The sequence below is a fragment of the uncultured Friedmanniella sp. genome, assembly GCF_964244005.1.
Lineage (GTDB): Bacteria > Actinomycetota > Actinomycetes > Propionibacteriales > Propionibacteriaceae > Microlunatus.
Genome location: NZ_CAXTHG010000032.1, coordinates 1 through 20501, shown reverse-complemented (window position 1 = coordinate 20501; position 20501 = coordinate 1). Strand labels below are relative to the sequence as shown.

General features: G+C 71.7%; 19 protein-coding genes and 1 pseudogene. 16 read left to right on the top strand and 4 right to left on the bottom strand.

Features of this window, described 5'->3' with window-relative positions; all coding sequences use genetic code 11:
* Positions 1-7: 7 nt before the first annotated feature.
* From ACFE76_RS17220 to ACFE76_RS17205, 4 genes are all read left to right on the top strand, one after another.
* The gene (locus tag ACFE76_RS17220) at positions 8-676 is read left to right on the top strand and encodes an SMC-Scp complex subunit ScpB (protein ID WP_375433006.1); all 669 of its coding nucleotides are present in this window, start codon (positions 8-10) and stop codon (positions 674-676) included.
* On the top strand, positions 673-1458 hold the full coding sequence (locus ACFE76_RS17215; RefSeq protein WP_375433005.1) for a pseudouridine synthase: 786 nt from the start codon (positions 673-675) through the stop codon (positions 1456-1458). The genes ACFE76_RS17220 and ACFE76_RS17215 overlap by 4 nt, the downstream gene beginning before the upstream one ends.
* A gap of 78 nt (positions 1459-1536) precedes the next feature.
* The gene (gene pafA, locus ACFE76_RS17210) at positions 1537-2904 is read left to right on the top strand and encodes a Pup--protein ligase (RefSeq protein WP_375433004.1); all 1368 of its coding nucleotides are present in this window, start codon (positions 1537-1539) and stop codon (positions 2902-2904) included.
* Positions 2905-3131: 227 nt separating this feature from the next.
* Positions 3132-4151 (top strand): FKBP-type peptidyl-prolyl cis-trans isomerase, encoded by a 1020-nt coding sequence (locus tag ACFE76_RS17205; RefSeq protein ID WP_375433003.1) that lies wholly within the window; start codon positions 3132-3134, stop codon positions 4149-4151.
* Positions 4152-4166: 15 nt separating this feature from the next.
* On the opposite strand, the gene ACFE76_RS17200 is transcribed toward ACFE76_RS17205, so the two are convergent.
* Positions 4167-5303 carry a DUF3866 family protein gene (locus tag ACFE76_RS17200; protein ID WP_375433002.1) on the bottom strand — a complete coding sequence of 379 codons (1137 nt, stop codon included), beginning with the start codon at positions 5301-5303 and terminating at the stop codon, positions 4167-4169.
* 161 nt (positions 5304-5464) lie between these two features.
* On the opposite strand from ACFE76_RS17200, the gene ACFE76_RS17195 reads away from it, so the two are divergent.
* Complete coding sequence (locus ACFE76_RS17195) at positions 5465-6421, top strand: helix-turn-helix transcriptional regulator (RefSeq protein WP_375433001.1); 957 nt, start codon at positions 5465-5467, stop codon at positions 6419-6421.
* On the top strand, positions 6418-7416 hold the full coding sequence (locus tag ACFE76_RS17190; RefSeq protein ID WP_375433000.1) for a helix-turn-helix transcriptional regulator: 999 nt from the start codon (positions 6418-6420) through the stop codon (positions 7414-7416). The genes ACFE76_RS17195 and ACFE76_RS17190 overlap by 4 nt, the downstream gene beginning before the upstream one ends.
* On the opposite strand, the gene ACFE76_RS17185 is transcribed toward ACFE76_RS17190, so the two are convergent.
* Positions 7402-7728, bottom strand: coding sequence for a MerR family transcriptional regulator (locus ACFE76_RS17185; protein WP_375432999.1), 327 nt, complete (start codon positions 7726-7728; stop codon positions 7402-7404). The genes ACFE76_RS17190 and ACFE76_RS17185 overlap by 15 nt on opposite strands.
* Before the next feature lie 99 nt (positions 7729-7827).
* Here ACFE76_RS17185 and ACFE76_RS17180 point away from each other — a divergent pair, with 99 nt between their 5' ends.
* The 6 genes and pseudogenes from ACFE76_RS17180 (at position 7828) to ACFE76_RS17155 (ending at position 13852) form a co-directional block, all read left to right on the top strand.
* Complete coding sequence (locus ACFE76_RS17180; RefSeq protein ID WP_375432998.1) at positions 7828-8247, top strand: Hsp20/alpha crystallin family protein; 420 nt, start codon at positions 7828-7830, stop codon at positions 8245-8247.
* A 102-nt stretch (positions 8248-8349) separates the two neighbouring features.
* A complete protein-coding gene (locus ACFE76_RS17175; RefSeq protein ID WP_375432997.1) occupies positions 8350-8565 on the top strand; it encodes a hypothetical protein in 216 nt (71 codons plus the stop codon).
* Between the two features lie 65 nt (positions 8566-8630).
* Positions 8631-8783: pseudogene (gene tatA / locus ACFE76_RS17170) on the top strand (twin-arginine translocase TatA/TatE family subunit); the annotation flags it as partial.
* A 277-nt stretch (positions 8784-9060) separates the two neighbouring features.
* Complete coding sequence (gene tatC, locus ACFE76_RS17165) at positions 9061-9963, top strand: twin-arginine translocase subunit TatC (RefSeq protein WP_375432996.1); 903 nt, start codon at positions 9061-9063, stop codon at positions 9961-9963.
* Between the two features lie 4 nt (positions 9964-9967).
* Positions 9968-10870: a diacylglycerol/lipid kinase family protein gene (locus ACFE76_RS17160; protein ID WP_375432995.1), complete on the top strand. Its 903-nt coding sequence runs from the start codon at positions 9968-9970 to the stop codon at positions 10868-10870.
* A gap of 39 nt (positions 10871-10909) precedes the next feature.
* Complete coding sequence (locus ACFE76_RS17155; RefSeq protein ID WP_375432994.1) at positions 10910-13852, top strand: DEAD/DEAH box helicase; 2943 nt, start codon at positions 10910-10912, stop codon at positions 13850-13852.
* A 16-nt stretch (positions 13853-13868) separates the two neighbouring features.
* On the opposite strand, the gene ACFE76_RS17150 is transcribed toward ACFE76_RS17155, so the two are convergent.
* Positions 13869-15320: a metallopeptidase TldD-related protein gene (locus ACFE76_RS17150; RefSeq protein WP_375432993.1), complete on the bottom strand. Its 1452-nt coding sequence runs from the start codon at positions 15318-15320 to the stop codon at positions 13869-13871.
* Positions 15317-16819, bottom strand: a complete 1503-nt coding sequence (locus tag ACFE76_RS17145) for a TldD/PmbA family protein (protein WP_375432992.1) — start codon at positions 16817-16819, stop codon at positions 15317-15319. The genes ACFE76_RS17150 and ACFE76_RS17145 overlap by 4 nt, the downstream gene beginning before the upstream one ends.
* A 99-nt stretch (positions 16820-16918) precedes the next feature.
* On the opposite strand from ACFE76_RS17145, the gene hisF reads away from it, so the two are divergent.
* Genes hisF through ACFE76_RS17125 form a run of 4 tightly spaced genes read left to right on the top strand, consistent with a single transcriptional unit; the run spans position 16919 to position 20337 of the window.
* Positions 16919-17692: an imidazole glycerol phosphate synthase subunit HisF gene (hisF, locus tag ACFE76_RS17140; RefSeq protein ID WP_375432991.1), complete on the top strand. Its 774-nt coding sequence runs from the start codon at positions 16919-16921 to the stop codon at positions 17690-17692.
* Between the two features lie 16 nt (positions 17693-17708).
* Positions 17709-18650 (top strand): 2-hydroxyacid dehydrogenase, encoded by a 942-nt coding sequence (locus ACFE76_RS17135; RefSeq protein WP_375432990.1) that lies wholly within the window; start codon positions 17709-17711, stop codon positions 18648-18650.
* Positions 18647-19081 carry an HIT family protein gene (locus tag ACFE76_RS17130; protein WP_375432989.1) on the top strand — a complete coding sequence of 145 codons (435 nt, stop codon included), beginning with the start codon at positions 18647-18649 and terminating at the stop codon, positions 19079-19081. The genes ACFE76_RS17135 and ACFE76_RS17130 overlap by 4 nt, the downstream gene beginning before the upstream one ends.
* Complete coding sequence (locus ACFE76_RS17125; RefSeq protein WP_375432988.1) at positions 19078-20337, top strand: glycosyltransferase 87 family protein; 1260 nt, start codon at positions 19078-19080, stop codon at positions 20335-20337. Before ACFE76_RS17130 ends, ACFE76_RS17125 begins: the two co-directional genes overlap by 4 nt.
* Positions 20338-20501 lie beyond the last annotated feature (164 nt).

Below are 20501 nucleotides of genomic sequence, written 5' to 3'. Positions count from 1 at the left end.
CCGCCAGATGATCGCCTTGGGCAGCGAGGACCTGCTGACCCCGGAGCGCCCCCCGCGCAGTCCGGCCGAGATCAGCGGCGCGCTCGAGGCCCTGCTGCTGCTGGCCGAGGAACCGCGGCGGACGGCTGACCTCGCCGCGGCGGTGGGCGAGCCCGAGTCGGTGGTGCAGGACACCCTCGCCGAGCTGGTCGCCTTCTACGACGAGACCGGTCGCGGCTTCGAGCTGCGCCAGGTCGGCGGCGGCTGGCGCTACTACACCCGCGAGGAGCACGCCGAGCTGATCGCGGCCAGCGTGCTGGAGGGTCAGCAGGCCCGGCTCAGCCAGGCCGCGCTCGAGACCCTCGCCGTGATCGCCTACACCCAGCCCATCTCGCGCGGCCGGGTCTCCGCCGTCCGCGGCGTGAACGTCGACGGCGTGATCCGCACCCTGGTGGCCCGCGGCCTGGTCGAGGAGGCGGGCCAGGATCCCGAGTCCGGGGCCGTCGTCTTCGTCACCACCAGCTACTTCCTGGAGCGGATGGGGCTGCGGTCCCTCGGCGACCTGCCCGCCCTGGCCCCCCACCTCCCTGAGGCTGAGGCGCTCGAGGCCGAGCTGGGGCTCCTGGCCGACCAGGCGCGCGACCGCGGCGTACCCGAACAGCAACCCGAGCACGACAACGAGAAGAGTGACCAGTGAACGACTCCGACGACCGCGACCAGGAGCGGACCGACACCGACGGCATCCGGCTGCAGAAGGTACTCGCCATCGCCGGCATCGCCTCCCGCCGAGCCTGCGAGATCATGATCAGCGAGGGCCGGGTCGAGGTGAACGGCCAGCTGGTCGTCGAGCAGGGCCGGCGGGTCGACCCCGAGACCGACGTGATCCGGGTGGACGGCTCGCGGATCCCGCCGCCCCGCCGGCACCTCTACCTGGTGATCAACAAGCCCCGCGGCGTCGTCTCGACGATGGACGACCCTGAGGGCCGCAAGAACCTGAACGACCTGATCGAGGGCCGCCGGCCGGGCAAGCAGAACCGGCTCTTCCACGTCGGGCGGCTCGACACCGACACCGACGGACTGTTGATCCTGACCAACGACGGCGACTTCGCGCACAAGCTGGCGCACCCGTCGTACGAGGTGCCCAAGACCTATCTGGCCGAGGTCAACGGGGTGATGCACCCGGCGACGGTCAAGCGGCTGCGCGAGGGGATCACGCTCGAGGACGGGCTGGTCCGGCCGAGCTCGGTGAAGCTGGTCTCGACCGCCGAGGACCGGTCCCTGGTCAAGCTGACGCTGCACGAGGGCCGTAACCACATCGTCCGGCGGATGATGGACTCGGTCGGGCACCCCGTCCGGCGGCTGTCGCGGACCGGCATCGGTCCGGTGCGGCTCGGCAGTCTCAAGAGCGGGGACCTGCGAGACTTGACCCGCGACGAGCTCGGTGGCCTGCTGGACCTGATCGGTGAGTCCCATCCGTGACGTTGTCCGTCGCGATCTTGGTGGAGCGGTGATACTGGCTGGACGCGTGACCTCGGAGCGACGGACGGAGGAAGTGCAGTGGACCGCCGGATCTACGGCCTGGAGACCGAGTACGGCGTCGCCTGCACCTCAGGTGGTGCCCGCCGGCTGACCCCGGACGAGGTGGCGCGCTACCTGTTCCGCCGGGTCGTGACTTGGGGCCGCAGCAGCAACGTGTTCCTGCGTAACGGCTCCCGGATCTACCTCGACGTCGGGTCGCACCCCGAGTACGCGACCGCCGAGTGCGACGACCTGGTCCAGCTGGTCAACCACGACCGGGCCGGTGAGCGGATCCTCGAGGACCTGATCGTCGACGCCGAGCAGCGGCTGGCGTCCGAAGGCATCACCGGCGACATCTACCTGTTCAAGAACAACACCGACAGCCACGGCAACTCCTACGGCTGCCACGAGAACTACCTGATCTCCCGGGTCGGCGACTTCTCCAAGATCACCGACGTGCTGGTGCCGTTCCTGGTCTCCCGGCAGCTGATCTGCGGCGCCGGCAAGGTGCTGCACACCGCCCGCGGCGCCGAGTACAGCGTGAGCCAGCGGGCCGAGCACATCTGGGAGAGCGTCTCCTCGGCCACCACCCGCAGCCGGCCGATCATCAACACCCGCGACGAGCCGCACGCCGACCCGGAGCGCTACCGCCGGCTGCACGTCATCGTCGGCGACTCCAACATGAGCGAGACGACGACGCTGCTGAAGGTCGGGTCGGCCGAGCTGGTGCTGCGGCTGATCGAGGCCGGGGTGCCGATGCGCGACTTCACCCTGGAGAACCCGATCCGGGCCATCCGGGACATGAGCCGGGACCGGACCGGGCAGGTCAAGGTGTCCCTGGCCAACGGCCGTCGGATCTCGGCGCTGGAGCTGCAGACCGAGTACTACGGCCGGGTCGCTGAGTTCGTCGAGCGAGGCAACCTGAACACGCCGGTGATCGACCGGGTGCTCGACCTGTGGGAGCGGTCGCTGCGGGCGGTCGCGGAGGACAAGCTGGAGCTGATCGACACCGAGGTCGACTGGGCGATCAAGCTCAAGCTGCTCGACCAGTACGCCGCCAAGCACTCGCTCAGCTTTGCCGATCCGCGGATCGCGCAGCTCGACCTCGCCTACCACGACATCCGGCGCGGCCGCGGGCTCTTCTCGATCCTCGAAGGACGCGGACTGGCCGCCCGGGTCACGTCGGAGCCAGCGATCTTCCGGGCCAAGTCCGTCCCGCCGCAGACGACCCGGGCCAAGCTGCGCGGCGACTTCATCCGGGCTGCGCAGGAGGGTCGCAACGACTACACCGTCGACTGGGTGCACCTCAAGCTGAACGACCAGGCGCAGCGGACGGTGCTCTGCAAGGACCCGTTCGTGTCCAGCGACGAACGCGTCGACCGGCTGATCGCCTCGATGCGCCGCTGACCAGCCGGAGCCATTGGTCTCGGGGGACCTGAGCCACGCGCCCTGAGCCTTGTCGAAGGCCTCGAAGAGGTTGCGCCAACCTGTCGTACCAGTGACCGCAACCCCTTCGGGGCCCTCGACGGGCTCGGGGCGCGTTGCTGTTGCCGGGACTGCCGACCTCGTCACGTGCCCGCTTCCTCGGCCGTCGCGCACGGGTGGCACCCAGGTCGGGCGGGTAAGGTGCTCCGGTGCGTCTGAACCCCTCCCAGTCCCTGGTCGCCGTCGGGCTCCTCTCCTCGCTGCTGGTGCTCGGCGCCTGCGGCAAGGACGACGCGACGTCCAACGCGAGCACGGCGGCCCCCAGCGCGTCGGCCGCTCCGTCCGCGAGCGCGAGCGCGAGCGCGACCCCGGCGAAGATCAAGGCGTCCACCAACCTCGACGCGGTCACGGTGACCGGCGCGTACGGCAAGCAGCCGAAGGTCAAGGTGAAGTCGCCCTGGGCCATCGACAAGACCCGGACCCAGGTGCTGGACGCCTCCGACGGCCAGGTCGTGAAGGCCGGCCAGACGGTCGAGGTCAACTACTACGGAGTCGACGGGCGGACGGGCAAGAAGTTCGACGAGTCGTTCAGCACGGGCAAGTCGGTCGCGTTCTCCCTCGACCAGGTGGTGCCCGGCTTCAGCAAGGGGCTGACCGGCCAGCGCAAGGGCAGCCGCGTCGTGATCGCGATGCCCGGCTCGGACGGCTACGACTCCTCCGGCGGCAACGCCCAGGCCGGCATCAACGTCGGCGACACGCTGATCTTCGTGGTCGACCTCGTCGACGTGCAGCTGAGCGGCCCCGAAGGCGCCGCGGTGACCCCGAAGGCCGGCGTGCCGACCGTCTCCGGGTCCGGCGACAAGATCAACATCACCATTCCGAAGGGTGACCCGCCGACCAAGCTGGTCGTGCAGCCGCTGATCAAGGGCACCGGCAAGAAGGTCGCCGCCACGGACACCATCACGTTCAACTACCGCTACCAGCAGTGGAGCGACGGCAAGCTGATCGAGCAGTCCTACGGCAGCCCGGTGGGGTCCGCCGCGCTCAGCGGGTTGCTGCCCGGGATGCAGCAGGGTCTGGTGGGCCAGACCGTCGGCAGCCGGGTGCTGCTGGTCATCCCGCCGGCGCTCGGCTATCCGACCGGCAACGCCACCCCGAAGATCGAGCCCGACCAGACCCTGGTGATGGTCGTCGACCTGCTCTTCACCCAGGCCGGCCAAGGAGGCTAGGCCGCCGCCCGTCGGTCAGGGCAACCTGAGGAGGGCCGCAGCGTGCCGGCCCGCGGCGGCGGCGGCGAGGAAGTAGGCGGGGTCGCCGTCCAGGTCACGGCCCATCGTCGACATCGGGACGGGGGAGCTGCGGAGGGCGACGTCCAGCCCGGCCAGCGGCACCCGGACCAGCCGGTGGCGGGCCCCGAGCCCGGCCAACGCCTGCTCGACCGGGTCGGCCAGCGCCGCGACCGCGTCCAGCCCCGCCATCCCTGCCAACGCTGGCGCGTCCGCCAGGACGGGCACGGCCAGATCAGCGGGCAGCAGGGCGACCCGGCCGTACGCCGTGAGGCTGTGGTGGGAGAGCCCCTGGTGGCGCGGCCGGGCGTCCGCGCCGGAGATCCGCAACGACCCCACCGGACGGCCGCCCAAGGTGGCGGCGGCGTTCACGGCTTCGCCCGCGCCGACGCCGGAGAAGCCCCAGCGGGTGCCGGTGCCGAGGTTGCCCGGCCCCTGGCTGACCACGACGAGGTCCGCTTCGAGGGCCAGACGAGCGGCCAGCAGGCCCGAGTGCACGGTGACCGCCTCGAGGTCACCGCCGAACGCCTGGCCGACCGTGACCGTCCCGGCCAACAGCCCCGCCTCGCGCAGGGCCGCCACCGAGCGCGAGAAGGCAAGTGGCAGTGCCCCCTGGTCGCTCATCACGTACACCACCCGGGTGCCCGGCCGGTCGTACGCGATCGCCACCAGGGCCGGGGTGAGCGCGGAATGCAGGTCGGCGACCAGCACCGGCATCCCGGCCAGGTCGTCGGCGTCGGCGAGCAGCTCGTGGTGGGGCGAGCCCTGCTCGTCGGCTCCGGCGACCATCGCCTGCAGCGGCAGGTAGCGGGCCTTGACCAGGTGCCCCGCCGGTTGTGGTGGCTGACCGCGCAGTCGCCCGGCCGGGTCGAGCGCCGCGATCACCAGGGCGTAGCCGCCGGTGCCCAGCCCGCGGTCCAGAGCCGCCACGTTGAGCAGCACCCGGTCGCCGATCTCGGGCGCGGCCATCAACGAGGTGTAGGCCAGCGCCCGGATCTCGGTGGCTGTCTCGTCGGCCCGCAGGACCGTCAGCTCGACCGCCCCCGGCCACTCCCGACGGATCGCGGTGACCTCGCCGTCCGCCCAGATGATCACGTGGGCGACCCTAGCGCTGACGGATGCTCCGTAGATCCGGGTCGACGCCCCCCACCCGCCGGGAAATCGAAGAGCCGGAGCATTGATCAGCGCAGTGCGCCGACACCCGGCTGATAATCTGGCGCGGCCCGAGACCCCAGACGGGTGAGGAGGACGCACGCATGGCACCGCGCAAGACCGAGCGCATCCTCAACCTGACGATCTGCCTGCTGGTGTCTGGCCGCTACCTCTCCAAGAGCCGGATCCGTGAGGCGGTCGAGGGTTACCACGGCCTCAGCGACGCGGCCTTCGAGCGGACCTTCGAGCGGGACAAGGACGAGCTGCGGGCTCTCGGGGTGCCGATCGAGGTCGGCAGCTTCGACCCGCTCTTCGACGACGAGGCCGGCTACCGGATCCTGCCGGGGGAGTTCGAGCTGCCGCCGATCGACCTCGACGCCGAGGAGGCGTCAGTGGTCGGCGTGGCGGCGCGGGTGTGGCAGCACGCGAGCATGGCCGAGTCGACCGGTAGCGCCCTCGCGAAGCTGCGGGCCGCCGGGATCGAACCGGACGCGTCCCAGCTCGCCTCGCTCGAACCCTCGGTGCAGGCCAGCGAACCAGGCTTCGAGCCGCTGTGGAACGCCGTCCTGGAACGGGTCCGGATGAGCTTCACCTACCGCGACGCGAACCGGCGGACGCTGGAGCCGTGGGGGATGACCGCCTCCAAGGGCCGCTGGTACGTCATCGGCCGCGACGTCGACCGGGACGCCACCCGGATGTTCAAGGTCTCGCGGATCACCGACCTGCCGCGCCGGGAGTCCCGGCCCGGGGCGTACGCCGTGCCCGAGGACCTCGACCTGCGCGCCCTCGCCCGGTCGCTCGCCCCCCGCGAGCCGACCGAGCGCACCGTGCTGGCGATCCGTCCGGGACGGGCGCCGGGGCTGCGCCGCCGCAGCGAGGCCGCCCAGTCCGACCAGGCGCTACCGCCGGGCTTCGAGGTCGTCGCCGTCGGGTTCAGCGACCTCTCCTCCGCGGCAGAGGAGATCACCCGGCACGCCGCCGACGTGGTGGTGCTCGAGCCGGTCGAGCTGCGCGAGCTGGTCCTGCGCGGCCTGACCGCGGTGGCCGCGGGGGCCACGTGACGTCCCAGGCGCAGGTCCGGCGGCTGCTCAGCCTGGTGCCGTACCTGCGCGAGCACGACGGCGCGGCCATGGCCGACGTGGCCCGGGCGTTCGACATCAGCCTGCGGACGCTGCGGGAGGACCTGAACGTGCTGTGGATGTGCGGCATGCCCGGCCTCACGCCGGGGGACCTGATCGACATCGACATGGACGCCGTCGACGGCGAGGGCGTGATCCACCTCAGCAACGCCGACTACCTGACCCGCCCGCTGCGACTGTCGGCGGACGAGGCGCTCGCCTTGGTGCTGGGCCTGCGGACCCTGCGTGAGATCGCCGGCCCGGGGCAGCGCGACGCCGTCGACCGAGCGCTGCGCAAGCTCGAGCTGGCCGCGGGTTCGACGGATCCGAACCAGGCGAGCGTCCGGGTGACGGCAGGCCAGGGCGAGGTGCAGTCCCGGATCGCCGACGGGCTGCAGCGTGGCCGGCGGCTCGACCTCACCTACGACGTGGCGTCGCGAGCCGAGACCACCCGACGGCTGGTCGACCCGCTGCGGGTCTTCGTGCTCGAGGGCTACGGCTACCTCGAGGCCTGGTGCTACTCCGCGCAGGCGTTGCGGACCTTCCGGCTGGACCGGGTGGTCGAGGTGGTGGTGACCGACACCCCGGTGGCCGCCCACGACGTGCAGCTCAAGGACCTCACCACCGGCTGGTTCGAGGCGCTCCGGGACGCACCGCTCGTCACCGTCGACCTCGCGCCCGAGGCGGCCTGGGTCGCGGAGTACTACCCGACCGAGGCGGTGTCCGCGCGCGCCGCCGGCGGGCTGACCGTGACGCTGCGGGTGACCGACCCGGCGTGGCTCCGCGGGCTGTTGCTGCAGCTGCGCGGTGGTGCCGTGGTGGTCGCCCCGGCGGGCGCCGGCGACTCGGCGGCCGAGGCGGCGCAGGAAGCCCTCGACCAGTACGCGGCCCTCCTCGACGAGCGCACGGTCGCGGACCCAGACTCAGTCGGGGTCTGAGCCGGGGCTCGGGTCCGGCCGTCGCTCCGGAGCTCCAGCCTCGCGCTGCGCTGCCGCCAGGTCGTCCTGCAGGGTCAGCACCATGGCCACTCCGACGAGGTTCAGACCATCGGCCAACAAGGCGACGATCCGCCCCAGCCGGACGATGTCGTTGCGGCTGTAGAGGCGGGTGCCGCCGGCGGTCCGGCCGGGCTCGAGCAGACCGCGCCGCTCGTACAGCCGCAGGTTCTGCACGCCGGTGCCAGCCAGCGCGGCTGCCACCGTGATGCCGTAGACGCCGCGGTCGTCGCCCGGCTCGTCTGCTGTCCGCACGGTTGCATCCTAGCTGCCCGTGGTGGTAGAAAATACCTGTAGCGGTCACCATAGATCGTGACCAGCGCGCTCGACACAATCGACGATGGAGGAGGAACCATGTTGGTGCGCACCGATCCTTTCCGCGAGCTCGACCGGCTCTCGTCCCAGGTCTTCGGGACCGCCGCCCGGCCGGCCCTGATGACCATGGACGCCTGGCGCGAGGGCGACACGTTCCTGGTGGAGTTCGACCTGCCGGGAGTGGACGCCGACTCGATCAGCCTGGACGTGGAGCGCAACGTGCTGACCGTCCGCGCTGACCGGCCGGCCCGCGAGGGCATTGCCGAGCTGGTCGCCGCCGAGCGGCCGCGCGGCGTGTTCAGCCGCCAGCTGATCCTCGGCGACAACCTCGACACCGAGCGGATCGACGCCAGCTACACCAGCGGCGTGCTGCGGCTGCAGATCCCCGTGGCCGAAAAGGCGAAGCCCCGCAAGATCTCCGTGAGCACCGAGGACGACCAGCGGGTGATCAACGCCTGAGCGTCCCCCCGCTGAGCCGGTGGCCCTCGTGGCCACCGGCTCAGCTGTTTCTCCGGGCCACGGCTGGCTTCGCTCCGACTCGGCGACCAGTAGGCTGCGGCCGTGCTCTGGGTCTGGATCTTCCTCGCCATCGCGCTGGTCGGGCTGGCGATGCTGGTCGGCTACGCCGTCTGGCTGGCGCACCTCACCGCGGACGTGCTGAGCGAGGTCGGCGTGCTCGCTGACCGCGCCGGACAGCTCGGTGACTTGCTTGGACAGATTGGCGAGGACGCCAGGTTGAGCGGCTCCAGTCCTCTCGACCGCGGCCAGGTTGGTTAGCCGGGCGTAGGATGAGCGGGCGCGGCACTCAGCCGCCGGCACCGAAAGGGAGCGTCATGGTTCCGATGGCGGGTCTGATGCCTGGACCTCAAGAACTGATCATCATCCTCATCATCGTGCTGCTGCTGTTCGGCGGCTCTCGACTTGCAGGCCTCGGAAAGTCCACGGGTAGGGCGATCAAGGAGTTCAAGGAAGAGACCAAGGGACTCAAGTCGGGGGACACCCCGCCAGCGGCCCCCGGCGCAACCGCTCCGAACCCGTACCAGACCGACGCTGGCTCGACCTTCGTCCCCGGACCGCCGCAGGCCGGCGTCTCCTACCCGCAGCCGCAGCAGAACGGCGCCAAACCGCCCGCCCCGCAGTACAACGACGCCCCGTACGTCGCGCCTCCGCAGGGAACCCAGGGCATCAACGGAACCCCGTACGGCCAGCCGCCGCAGGGCCAGCCGACCGAGCACGACGTTCGCCGCGACGTCTGACCTCGCCGAGCACTGAGTGTCTCTGAGCATCAAGGGTCGGCCGATCCGCTTCAGCCTGGCCTGGCTCAAGCCGCCGCCGCTCCCGGCCGACGGGTCGATGTCGCTGTTCGAGCACTTGAGCGAGCTGCGGTACCGCCTGGTGGTCGCCTCCTTGGCCATTGTGGCGGGGATGATCGTCGCCTGGTTTTTCCGGGAGAGTCTGCTGGACGTGCTGAAGATCCCTTACTTATCGGCCATCGCCGACCTCAAGACCAAGAAGCCGGACGCCCAGACGCTGCTGGTCAACATCAACTTGACCTCCCCGCTCGCCCTGGCCCTGAAGGTCTCGGCGCTCGCCGGCGCCATAGCCACCGCTCCGATCTGGCTCTACCAGCTGTGGGCGTTCATCGCGCCCGGTCTGCTGTCCCGGGAGAAGAAGTGGACGATGATCTTCCTGAGCGCGGCGACGCCCATGTTCCTCGGCGGAGTCGTCGTCGGTTACTTCGTGATGCCCAAGGGCATCCAGGTGCTGCTGAGCTTCACCCAGGACGGCGTCTCCAACCTGCAAGACGTCAACGCTTACCTGTCGTTCCTGATCCGCATCATGCTCGTCTTCGGCATCGGGTTCCTGCTGCCCCTGGTGGTGCTGATGCTCAACATCGTCGGGGTCATCAAGGCCAGTCAGCTGGCCAAGTACCGGATCTACATCGTCTTCGCGACGTTCGTCTTCGGTGCCGTCGCGACCCCGTCCACCGACCCGTACTCGATGCTCCTGCTCGCCCTCCCCATGACGGTGCTCTTCCTGGTCGCTGAGGTGCTGGCGCACGTCCTCGACCGGCGCAAGGTACGGCGAGTCGGTGACGACCTGGTCCTGGCCGGCGGTGTCGAGAACGACCAGGCGCTCCGGCAGCTGTCCGACGACGACGGGCGCGAGCAGTAAGCCGGTGACCAACCGGATCAGCCTGGTCGTCAACCCGACGGCCGGCCGGGGTCGGGGTGCGGTCACCCTCGCCCAGGTGGAGGGCCGGTTGCGGGCCGCCGGCGCGCAGGTCGAGACCTTGCGTAGCGAGAGCTGGTCCGACGCCGCGGCGCTGATGACCGCAGCCGTCCGGCGTGAGGTGGACGTGCTGGCCGTGATGGGCGGCGACGGGATGATGCACCTCGGGCTGAACGCCTGCGCAGACGCGGGCGGGTTGGGCCGGACCGCGCTGGGGATGATCCCGGCCGGCACCGGGAACGACCTGGCCCGGGGCGTCGGCCTCGACCCGACCGACACCCTCGCCGCGGCCGAGGTGGTGGCGGGCGGTCACCGGCAGGCTCTCGACCTGATCCGGGTGGGGGACCGCTACGTCGGCGCGGTGCTGGCCACCGGGTACGACGCCCGGGTCAACGGACGTGCCAACGCGATGCCCTGGCCGCGCGGGTCGATGCGCTACACCGTGGCGGCGCTGGCCGAGCTGCGCGTCTTCCGGCCGCTGAGCTACCGGTTGACCCTGGACGGCGAGGTCCGCGAGCAGCGCGCGATGCTCGTGGCGGTCGGGAACACCTCCACCTACGGCGGCGGGCTGCGGATCTGCCCCCGCGCCGACCCTTGTGACGGGCTGCTCGATGTGACGATCATCCACCCGGTCAGCCGGCTCAAGCTGCTCCAGCTGCTGCCGCAGATGCGATCCGGTCGGTTCGCGCGAGATCCGTGCGTCGAGCAGCTGCGGGCCCGTGCCGTCACGGTGGCCGGCGACGGTCTGGTGGTCTACGGCGACGGCGAACGCCTCGGGGTTGCACCCGTGGACGCCACCGTCGCTCCGGCCGCGCTGTCGCTGATGGCTGCGGGACCCGGCGTGCGCTGACGCGGGCGGTTGCCGGCGGCCGGTAACTTGGGCTCCATCATGGCCGCTTCCCCGTACGACCCCGGCTCTCCTGACACCCCCCGCAGCCCGGCCGAGGCCTACGCCCGCTTCCGCGGCGCCCAGTCGTCGCCGCGGCTGACCGCGTTCGCCGACGGGTACGGGTTCCCCTTCGACGACTACCAGCGCGAGGCGTGCGTGCACGTCGAGTCCGGCTCGGGGGTGCTGGTCGCGGCACCGACCGGGGCGGGCAAGACGATCGTCGGCGAGTTCGCGGTCTTCCTGGCCCTGGCCGAGGGCCGTAAGTGCTTCTACACCACGCCGATCAAGGCTCTCTCGAACCAGAAGTACGCCGACCTGGTCCGCCGGCACGGCGCCGCCAACGTCGGCCTGCTGACCGGTGACTCCTCGATCAACTCCGAGGCCCCGGTGGTGGTGATGACCACCGAGGTGCTGCGCAACATGATCTACGCCGGCTCAGCCACCCTGGCCAACCTCGGCTTCGTGGTGATGGACGAGGTGCACTACCTGGCCGACCGGTTCCGCGGAGCGGTCTGGGAAGAGGTGATCATCGGGCTCGCGGAGTCGGTCCAGGTGGTGGCCCTGTCGGCGACGGTCAGCAACGCCGAGGAGTTCGGCGAGTGGCTGGGTGCGGTCCGCGGTGAGATGGCGATCGTGGTCTCCGAGCGCCGGCCGGTGCCGCTCTTCCAGCACGTGATGGTCGGTTCCACGATCTTCGACCTGTTCGCCGGCGAGGCACCCACCGCAGCCACGGGGCCGCAGGGGTCCAGCTCGGAGGTGAACCCGGCGCTGGTCAAGGTCGCCCGCGAGGAGTCCCGCTTCGTCCGTGACGACTCACGCAAGCCGCGCGGCCGCAGCGGCCGCGGCCGGACGAACGTGAGCTACGGCAGCGGCGCGTACGGCGGAGGCGCGCACCACTCGCGCACCCACGGCTCCCAGGCCGACGGGGCCGGCCGCCGGCCACGCTCCCTCTCCGCGCCGAGCCGCGCGGAGATGATCGAGCGGCTGGACGAGCAGGCACTGCTGCCCGCGATCGTCTTCATCTTCTCCCGGGTGGGCTGCGACGCCGCGGTTCGCCAGCTGCTCGCGTCCGGGGTCCGGCTCACCACCAGCGCCGCCCAGGTCGAGATCGGCGCGATCCTCGCCCGGCACGTCTCCGGCCTCTCGCCCGCCGACCTGCGGGCGTTGGACTACGAGCGCTTCGCCGAGGCCCTCGTGCGCGGGGTGGCGGCCCACCACGCCGGCATGCTGCCCGCCTTCAAGGAGTGCGTGGAGGAGGCGTTCCTCCGCGGTCTGGTCAAGGTGGTCTTCGCCACCGAGACCCTGGCGCTGGGCATCAACATGCCCGCCCGCAGCGTCGTGCTGGAAAAGCTGGTCAAGTTCAACGGCGAGACCCACGCCGACATCACGCCGGGGGAGTACACCCAGCTGACCGGCCGCGCCGGCCGTCGCGGGATCGACGTCGAGGGCCACGCCGTGGTGCTGTGGCAGCCCGGGCTCGACCCGCGCGCGGTCGCCGGGCTGGCGTCGCGGCGGACGTACCCGCTGAACTCCTCCTTTGCTCCCACCTACAACATGGCCGTCAACCTGGTGGCCAGCGTCGGCCGGCAGCGCGCCCGGACGCTGCTCGAGCAGTCCTTCGCCCAGTTCCAGTCCGACCGCTCGGTCGTCGGGGTCGCACGGACGCTGGCCAAGAACACCGAGGCGATCACCGGCTACCTCGCGGCGGCGCACTGCGACCGGGGTGACTTCACCACGTACGCCCGGCTGCGTGCCGAGGTGTCGGAGCTGGAGGCCGCCGCTGCGCGCGACCGGCGGACCGACCGCCGAGCCGAGTCGACGCAGGCGCTGCTCGAGCTCAAACCGGGCGACATGCTGCGGGTGCCCAGCGGCCGCAGCCAGGGCTGGGTGGTCGTCATCGACCCCGGGACCCGGGTGGACCAGCAGGGCCCGCGACCCTTGGTGATGACCGAGGACAGGCAGGTACGGCGGCTCTCGCTGACCGACTTCCCGGCGCCGCCGGTGGTGGTCGGCCGGATGAAGATCGGCAAGCAGTTCAACCCCAAGGAGCCGGCGTCGCGCCGCAACCTGGGGGCCGCCTTCCGCAGCCGGCTCGCCACCGTCGACCTGACGCCGACCCGCGCCCGCAGCGGTGCGCTGGAGTCCGAGATCGCCGAGCGGATCGCGACCCTGCGGGACGAGCTGCGGCGACACCCCTGCCACCTCTGCCCGGACCGGGAGAGCCACGCGCGCTGGACCGAGCGCGCGCACACGCTCGAACGCGAGAACGCCCGACTGCAGGCCCGCTCCGACACCCGGACCAACACCATCGCGACCCACTTCGACCGGATCTGCCTGGTGCTGGAGTCGCTCGGCTACCTGACCGACGACGCGTCCTCGGGCAACGGCCGGCGGCAGGTGAGCGACTCAGGCCGGACCCTGGCGCGGATCTACTCCGAGCTGGACCTGGTCGCCGCCGAGTGCATCCGGGAGGGCGTGTTCGACGACCTGACCGCGCCGCAGCTGGCCGCCGTGCTGTCCTCCCTGGTCTTCCAGGCGCGGCGGAGCGACGACGGTGCCCGCCGGCCGCGGATGCCGGACGCCCGCAGCAACGACGCGATGACCGAGGTGCGGCGGATCTGGCGCAGCGTGTCCCTGGTCGAGCGCGACGCACGGCTGCCACGCGGGCCCGAGCCCGAGGTCGGGTTCAGCGAGATCGCCTTCGGCTGGGCGGCCGGTCGTTCGCTGTCGGCCGTGCTGTCCGACAGCGACATGACCGCCGGTGACTTCGTCCGCTGGGTCCGCCAGGTCACCGACTTCGCCGGCCAGGTCGCCGACGCTGCCGGCCCGGGCCCGCTGCGTGACGTCTGCCGCCAGCTGTTGCGCGCGATGCGACGCGGCGTGGTCACCTACTCTGTCGACGACGAGCCCGCCGACGACCTGAGCGGCGCCGACCTGCCCTGAGGCTCGGTGGCGGTGCTCAGGACGCCTGGCTCACCGTGGACATGGTGAAGTCGGGCACCCGGATCGGCGGCATCGCCGTCCGGTTGAAGAAGTCGTTCCACTCCCGACAGAGGGTGAGCTCGGTCGCGCCGACCTCGGTGATCCGGCCGAGCAGCTCCACCGGGGACTCGTTGAAGCGGAAGTTGTTCACCGCTCCGGTCACCTCGCCGTTCTCGATCAGGTAGACACCGTCCCGGGTCAGTCCGGTCAGCAGCAGCCGTTCGGGGTCGACCTCGCGGATGTACCAGAGACAGGTCAGCAGCAGCCCGCGGTCGGTGTTCTTGATCATCTCGGCCAGAGATGCCGTGCCCTGGGCGGTCTCGCCGGAGTTGATCTTGGTCGGAGCCCCGATTTCCATGATCAAGTTGTCCGCCGGTGGGGTGACGCGCCGGCCGGTCGCGGTGGCGTACGCCCGGTTGCGGATCAGCTCGGTCAGCACCCCGTCGGCGATCCACGAGGTGGGGTGGATCGGCAGTCCTGCGTCGAAGTCCCAGGACGTGCCGTCCTCGCTGGCCAGGTAGTCCACGAACGGTACGGTCTCCAGCCCGGGGTACGCCGGGTCTGAGCGCAGCGTCACCGGCAGCGGGGAGAGCCGCTGGCCGATCCGGGTCTGGCCGTCCCCGGCCGTGAACACGTTGCGCCCCTCTTCCGCGTCGCGGGCGCTGGCCGTCCAGTAGGCGTAGATCAGCAGGTCGGCCACCGCACCGGGCGGCAGCAGCGTCTCGTATCGGCCGGGCGGCAGCGCGACCGTCGTCGCGGCCCAGCCGAGCCGGGTGACCAGCTCGGCGTACCCGGCGGCGACGTCCACGTCGGTGAAGTCGCGGGTCGCCGCGCCCACCCAGGCCGAGGCGCTCAGGTCGGCGGTCTTGCCGTTGAACTCGAAACGCCCGGTCGGCTGGACGCCGCGCAGCCGCAGTCCGGCCGTACTGCCGAGGTAGGTGGTGGTGACGATGTGCTCGGCGAACCCGTACAGCAGGTGTCCGTCCTTCGTCGCGGCGGCGAAGGCCTCGCCGAGGCCCTGCGCCAGTGCGGCCAGCACCTCGACCCCAGTGGTCGCGGGGGCGGTCGACCAGTCGGCCGCCGGCGCGCTGGCGCCCACCAGCGGAGCGGCGTTCTCCGACGGCGGCCCGCTGCGCGCGGCCGCCTCGGCCGCGGCGACGACCGCGGCGACGTCTGCCGGCCCGGACAGCTCCCGGCTGACCGTGCCGACCGCGGTCCCGCCCTCGACAGGTGCGGTGGCCACGACGGTCAGGGTGCGGCTGTGCATCTCGCCGTTGGTGGTCAGCGCGTTCGCCGCCCAACGCAGGTTGGCCTCCCAGCGTTCGGTCAGGTGCACGACGGCGGGCAGGCTGGCTGCGGTCAGCGCCAGCTCGACCAGCTGCTGCACCGCTGGGTCGGTCGCCTCGTTCCCCACGGGCGCGACGGTCATCGGGAGCCCCCTTCGGCGGCGGTGTTGAGCACGTTGACGCCCCGGAACAGCGCGGACGGGCAGCCGTGCGAGACGGGAGCGACCTGGCCGGGCTGGCCCTTGCCGCAGTTGAAGGCGCCGCCCAGCAGATAGGTGGACGGTCCGCCGACGGCCTCCATCGACCGCCAGAAGTCGGTGGTCGTCGCCTGGTAGGCCACGTCCTTGAGCTGGCCCACGATCCGGCCCTCGGTGATCCGGTAGAACCGCTGGCCGGTGAACTGGAAGTTGTAGCGCTGCATGTCGATCGACCAGGACTTGTCGCCCACCACGTAGATGCCCCGGTCCACGCCCGACACCAGCTCGGCGGTGGTCGGGCCCTCGGGGGCAGGCTGCAGCGACACGTTCGGCATCCGCTGCATCGGGATGTGGCCGGGGGAGTCGGCGAAGGCACAGCCGTTGGAGCGGCCGAGCTGTTTCTCGGCGGCCATCTGCCGGTTCAGCTGGTAGCCGACCAGGGTGCCGCCGGCGATGATGTCGAACTCCTGCGCCGCGACGCCCTCGTCGTCGTAGCCGACGGTGGACAGGCCGTGCTCGACCGTCCGGTCGCCGGTCACCGTCATCACCGGGCTGCCGTAGTGCAGCGTCCCGAGCCGGTCGAAGGTGGCGAACGACGTGCCCGCGTACGCCGCCTCGTAGCCCAGCGCCCGGTCGAGCTCGGTCGCGTGGCCGACCGACTCGTGGATGGTCAGGAACAGGTTGGTCGGGTCGATCACCAGGTCGTAGTGGCCGGCCTCGACGCTCGGGGCCGCGACGTGCTCGGCGAGGATCTCGGGCAGCTGCGCGGTCTCGGCGTCGAAGTCCCAGCCGTGGCCGGTCAGGTACTCCCAGCCGCGGCCGGCGGGCGGCGCCAGCGTCCGCATCGTGTCGAAGCCGCTCTCGCCCACCCGGACTGCGGTGAGCTGGGGCTGGATGCGCACTCGCTGCTGCCGTGTGGTCGTACCGGCCAGGTTGGCGAAGTACTTGTTCTCCTGCACGTAGGCCAGCGACGCCGTGGAGTGCGTGACCCCGGGCGCGCCCAGCAGCTGCTCGCTCAGCGCAAGCATCCGGTCGTGCTGCTCGGCCTCGTCGACGTCGAACGGGTTGACCTCGTAGGAGGACACCCACCGCGCGTCGGCGTATACCGGCTCCTCAGCCAGCTCGACCCGACGTGGCGTCAGCGGTAGGGCGACCTTGGCCGTCACCACCGCACGCTCGGCCAGCCGCGCGGCCGCCTCCGCGGTCAGGGCGATGTCGGACGCGAACCCCCAGACGCCGTGGAACAGCACCCGGACGGCGAGCCCCAGCGTCTCGCTGGTGGTCGCGCTCTCGAGCGCCCGGTCGCGGTAGCTGCGGTTGGCGGCGCGGATCCGCTCGATCCGCAGGTCGGCGTAAGAGCAGCCCAGCTCGGTGGCCCGAGAGAGGGCGGCGTCCCGCAGCCGTTCGAGCGGCAGGTCGAGAAAGCTGTCGTCGAGGTCGGCCACGATCCTCACCCTAGCCCGACCGGCCCACGCGTCCTGAGCCTGTCGAAGGCCTCGAAGAGGTTGCGCTGGGGACTGGCGAACTCGCCTAGAGTGGCGGCCATGTCGGTCGCCATCCGGGTCATCCCCTGCCTGGACGTGCACGAGGGCCGGGTGGTCAAAGGGGTCAACTTCGTTGACCTCCGCGACGCAGGCGACCCGGTTGCCCTGGGCACCCTCTACGGCCAGGAAGGCGCCGACGAGCTGACCTTCCTCGACGTGTCGGCCTCGGTCGAGGGTCGCGCGACGACGCTCGAGGTGGTGCGGCGGACGGCCGAGACGGTGCTGATCCCGCTCACGGTCGGCGGCGGCGTCAGCTCGGTGGCCGACGTCGACGCGCTGCTGCGGGCCGGCGCCGACAAGGTCTCGGTCAACACCGCGGCGGTCCGTCGTCCGGAGGTGATCAGCGAGATCACCGCCCGCTTCGGCAACCAGGTGCTCGTCTTGTCGGTGGACGCCCGTCGCGCACCCGGGGCGCCGTCCGGCTTCGAGGTCACGACCCACGGCGGTCGGCGCTCAGCCGGTCTCGACGCCGTCGCCTGGTCGCGGCAGGCTGCCGCGCTGGGGGTGGGGGAGATCCTGCTGAACTCGATCGACGCCGACGGCACGACCGACGGCTTCGACCTGGAGATGATCGCCGCTGTCCGGGCCGCCGTCGACGTCCCGCTGATCGCCTCGGGCGGGGCCGGCCGGGTCGAGGACTTCGCGCCCGCCGTCGCCGCCGGAGCCGACGCCGTGCTCGCGGCCACCGTGTTCCACTTTGGTACCGTGCGCATCTCGGAGGTCAAGGAGGCGCTCCGGAATGCCGGGCGTCCCGTGCGCCTCGGCGCCGCCTGAACGAGGAGTGTGTGTCGTGCCTGCCCAGAAGTCGCCGGTCGCCTGGCTGCCCTACCGCAGCATCGCCGAGGCCGAGGAGCGGATCGGCGGGATCCCGGACGGCGTGACCGTCGCCTGCTTCCAGGGCCAGGACGACTGGCCGGACTCGATCGCCGAGGTCAGCTTCTTCGTGGTGCCCTACCTCAAGGGCCCCGAGGTCCTCGAGCGGGCGGCGGAGATGACCAGCCTGGCGGTCGTCCAGACCCTGACCGCCGGCGTGGAGAACTTCCTGCCGGTGGTGCCGGACGGGGTCACGCTCTGCAACGCCGCGGGGGTGCACGACGCCAGCACGGCCGAGATCGCCCTCGCGCTGGCGCTGGCCCAGGGCCGCCACCTCGACGAGTTCGCCCGGCAGCAGACCACCGGCAGCTGGCTGCCGCGTTTCGGCACGGCCCTGGCCGACCAGCGGGTGCTGATCCTCGGCTACGGCCACATCGGCGAGGCCATCGAGGCGCGGCTCGCCGGCTTCGAGGTCGCGTCGGTGACCCGGGTCGCGCGCCGGGCCCGTGACGGTGAGCCTGCCGTGCACGCCATCGACGAGCTCGACGCACTGCTGCCCGAGGCCGACGTGGTCTTCGTGATCGCGCCCCACACGCCGCAGACCGAGAACATCTTGAGCGGCCCCCAGCTCGCGCTGCTGCCCGACGACGCACTGGTGGTGAACGTGGCCCGCGGCAAGCTGGTCGACACCGACGCGTTGGTCGCCGAGACCAGCTCCGGCCGGCTGCGCGCCGCGCTCGACGTCACCGAGCCCGAGCCGCTGCCGGCGGACCACCCGCTCTGGTCGGTGCCGAACGTCCTCATCTCGCCCCACGTCGGCGGGGCCAGCTCGGCCTTCTGGCCGCGTGCGGACCGGCTGATCGCGGCCCAGCTGCGCCGCTACGCCGCCGGGGACGAGCTGGAGAACATCATCCGATGAGGGTTGGGGCTCCGCCGACCGACCCGGACTGTGTCTTCTGCGGCATCGTCGCCGGTACGATCCCCTCCCGTCAGGTCTACGCCGACGAGCACGCCGTGGCCTTCCTCGACCTGGCGCCGTGGCACCGCGGGCACACCCTCGTCGTGCCGCGCCGGCACGTGCCCGACCTCCTCACCGGCGAACCGGCCCTGACCGAGATCGCCCCGGCCGTCGACGCCGTCGCCCGGCTGCTGCAGCAGCGACTCGCCGCTGACGGCATCAACCTGGTCTCCTCGGCCGGGGCCGTGGCCGGCCAGGAGGTCTTCCACCTGCACGTGCACGTCGTGCCGCGGTACGCCGACGAGCCCGGCCTGCTCCGGCTGGTCAATCCCGCCAGCGCGCCCGAGGGCGAGCTGGAGTCGGTCTTCGGGCAGATCCGGGCCGGCGCGTGAGCACGGCGGTCGGGAGGCCGTCGAGCCCGGGCCGTGCGCGGCGCCGTCCGGTCCGCGCGCTGGTCGAGCTGCTGCCGCCGTTCGCGGTGGCGCTCGCGCTCTTGCCGTACGTCATCTCCTACGGCACGGCGCGGCCGTGGCGCCCCTCGACCATCGACCTGCAGGTCTACGTCTACGCCGTCCACGACATGCTCGCCGGCAAGGACATCTTCGCCACCCACACGCCGTTCTGGAACCTTTACTTCATCTACCCCCCGATCGCCGCCGTGCTGATGGTGCCGCTCGCGATCGGCCCGTACGTGATGTGGCAGGTGATCTGGACCGCCGTGCTCGTGCTCGCGCAGCAGTCGGTGCTGCGGCGGTGCGGGGTGCCCCGCGGCTGGAAGCTCGCCCTGCTCGGCGTCGCCGTGGTGCTGGCCGTCGAGCCGATCCGGACCACGCTCGGCTACGGCCAGGTCAACACCATGCTGATGGCGCTGGTGGTGGCCGACCTGCTGCCCGACCGGCCCGGAATACGCAGACGCATCCCGCAGGGCTCGCTGGTCGGGCTGGCGGCGGCGATCAAGCTCACGCCGCTGCTGTTCGTGGTCTTCCTGTTCCTGATCGGTCGCCGCCGGGCGGCGATCACCGGCGCCATCAGCTTCGCCGTCTTCACCGGGATCGGCGCGCTCGTGCTGCCGCAGGAGACGCTGTCCTTCTTCGGTGGCCTGTCCGGCGGCGACACCCGGACGGCGTCCCCCCTCTACTCCGGCAACCAGTCGCTGCTCGGTGTCTTCTTCCGGCTCGGCGACAGCTCCCGGACCACGACCCTGCTCGGGCTCGCGATGGCCGGCATCGTCGCGCTGCTCGGCGCCCTGGTAGCCGCCCAGTGGTGGTCGCGCGGCGAGAAGGTGTTCGCGGTGGCGCTGGTCGGCCTGTGCACCTGCCTCGCCTCGCCGCTGTCCTGGACCCACCACTACGTCTGGATCCTGCCGATGGCCGTGGCCGTGGTCACGGCCTCGATCCCGCGCTGGGCGCGCTACCTCGCCGGCGCCTGGGTGCTGTGGGTCTGCGCCTGCCTGCCGCTGGCCGTGCTGCCGTACGGCGGGGGCCGCGAGCGCACCTTCGACGCCCTGCAACAGACAGTGGCCAACCTCGGACCGGTGCTCGGCGTGCTGCTGGTCCTCGGACTGGCGGTCCAGCTGTTGGTGGGTGCCCGCGCGAGCGCGCCACTCCGCAGGTCGGACGCCCCGAGAACGCCGGCGCCTGCGGCGTAAGTTGGCCGTCATGACCACCGACGTGACCGCCGCGCCCCCGACGACCCCGCCCGATATCGATATCAAGCCCCGATCCCGGGTCGTCACCGACGGGCTCGAGGCGACGGCGTCGCGCGGCATGCTGCGGGCGGTCGGGATGGGCGACGACGACTGGGTCAAGCCGC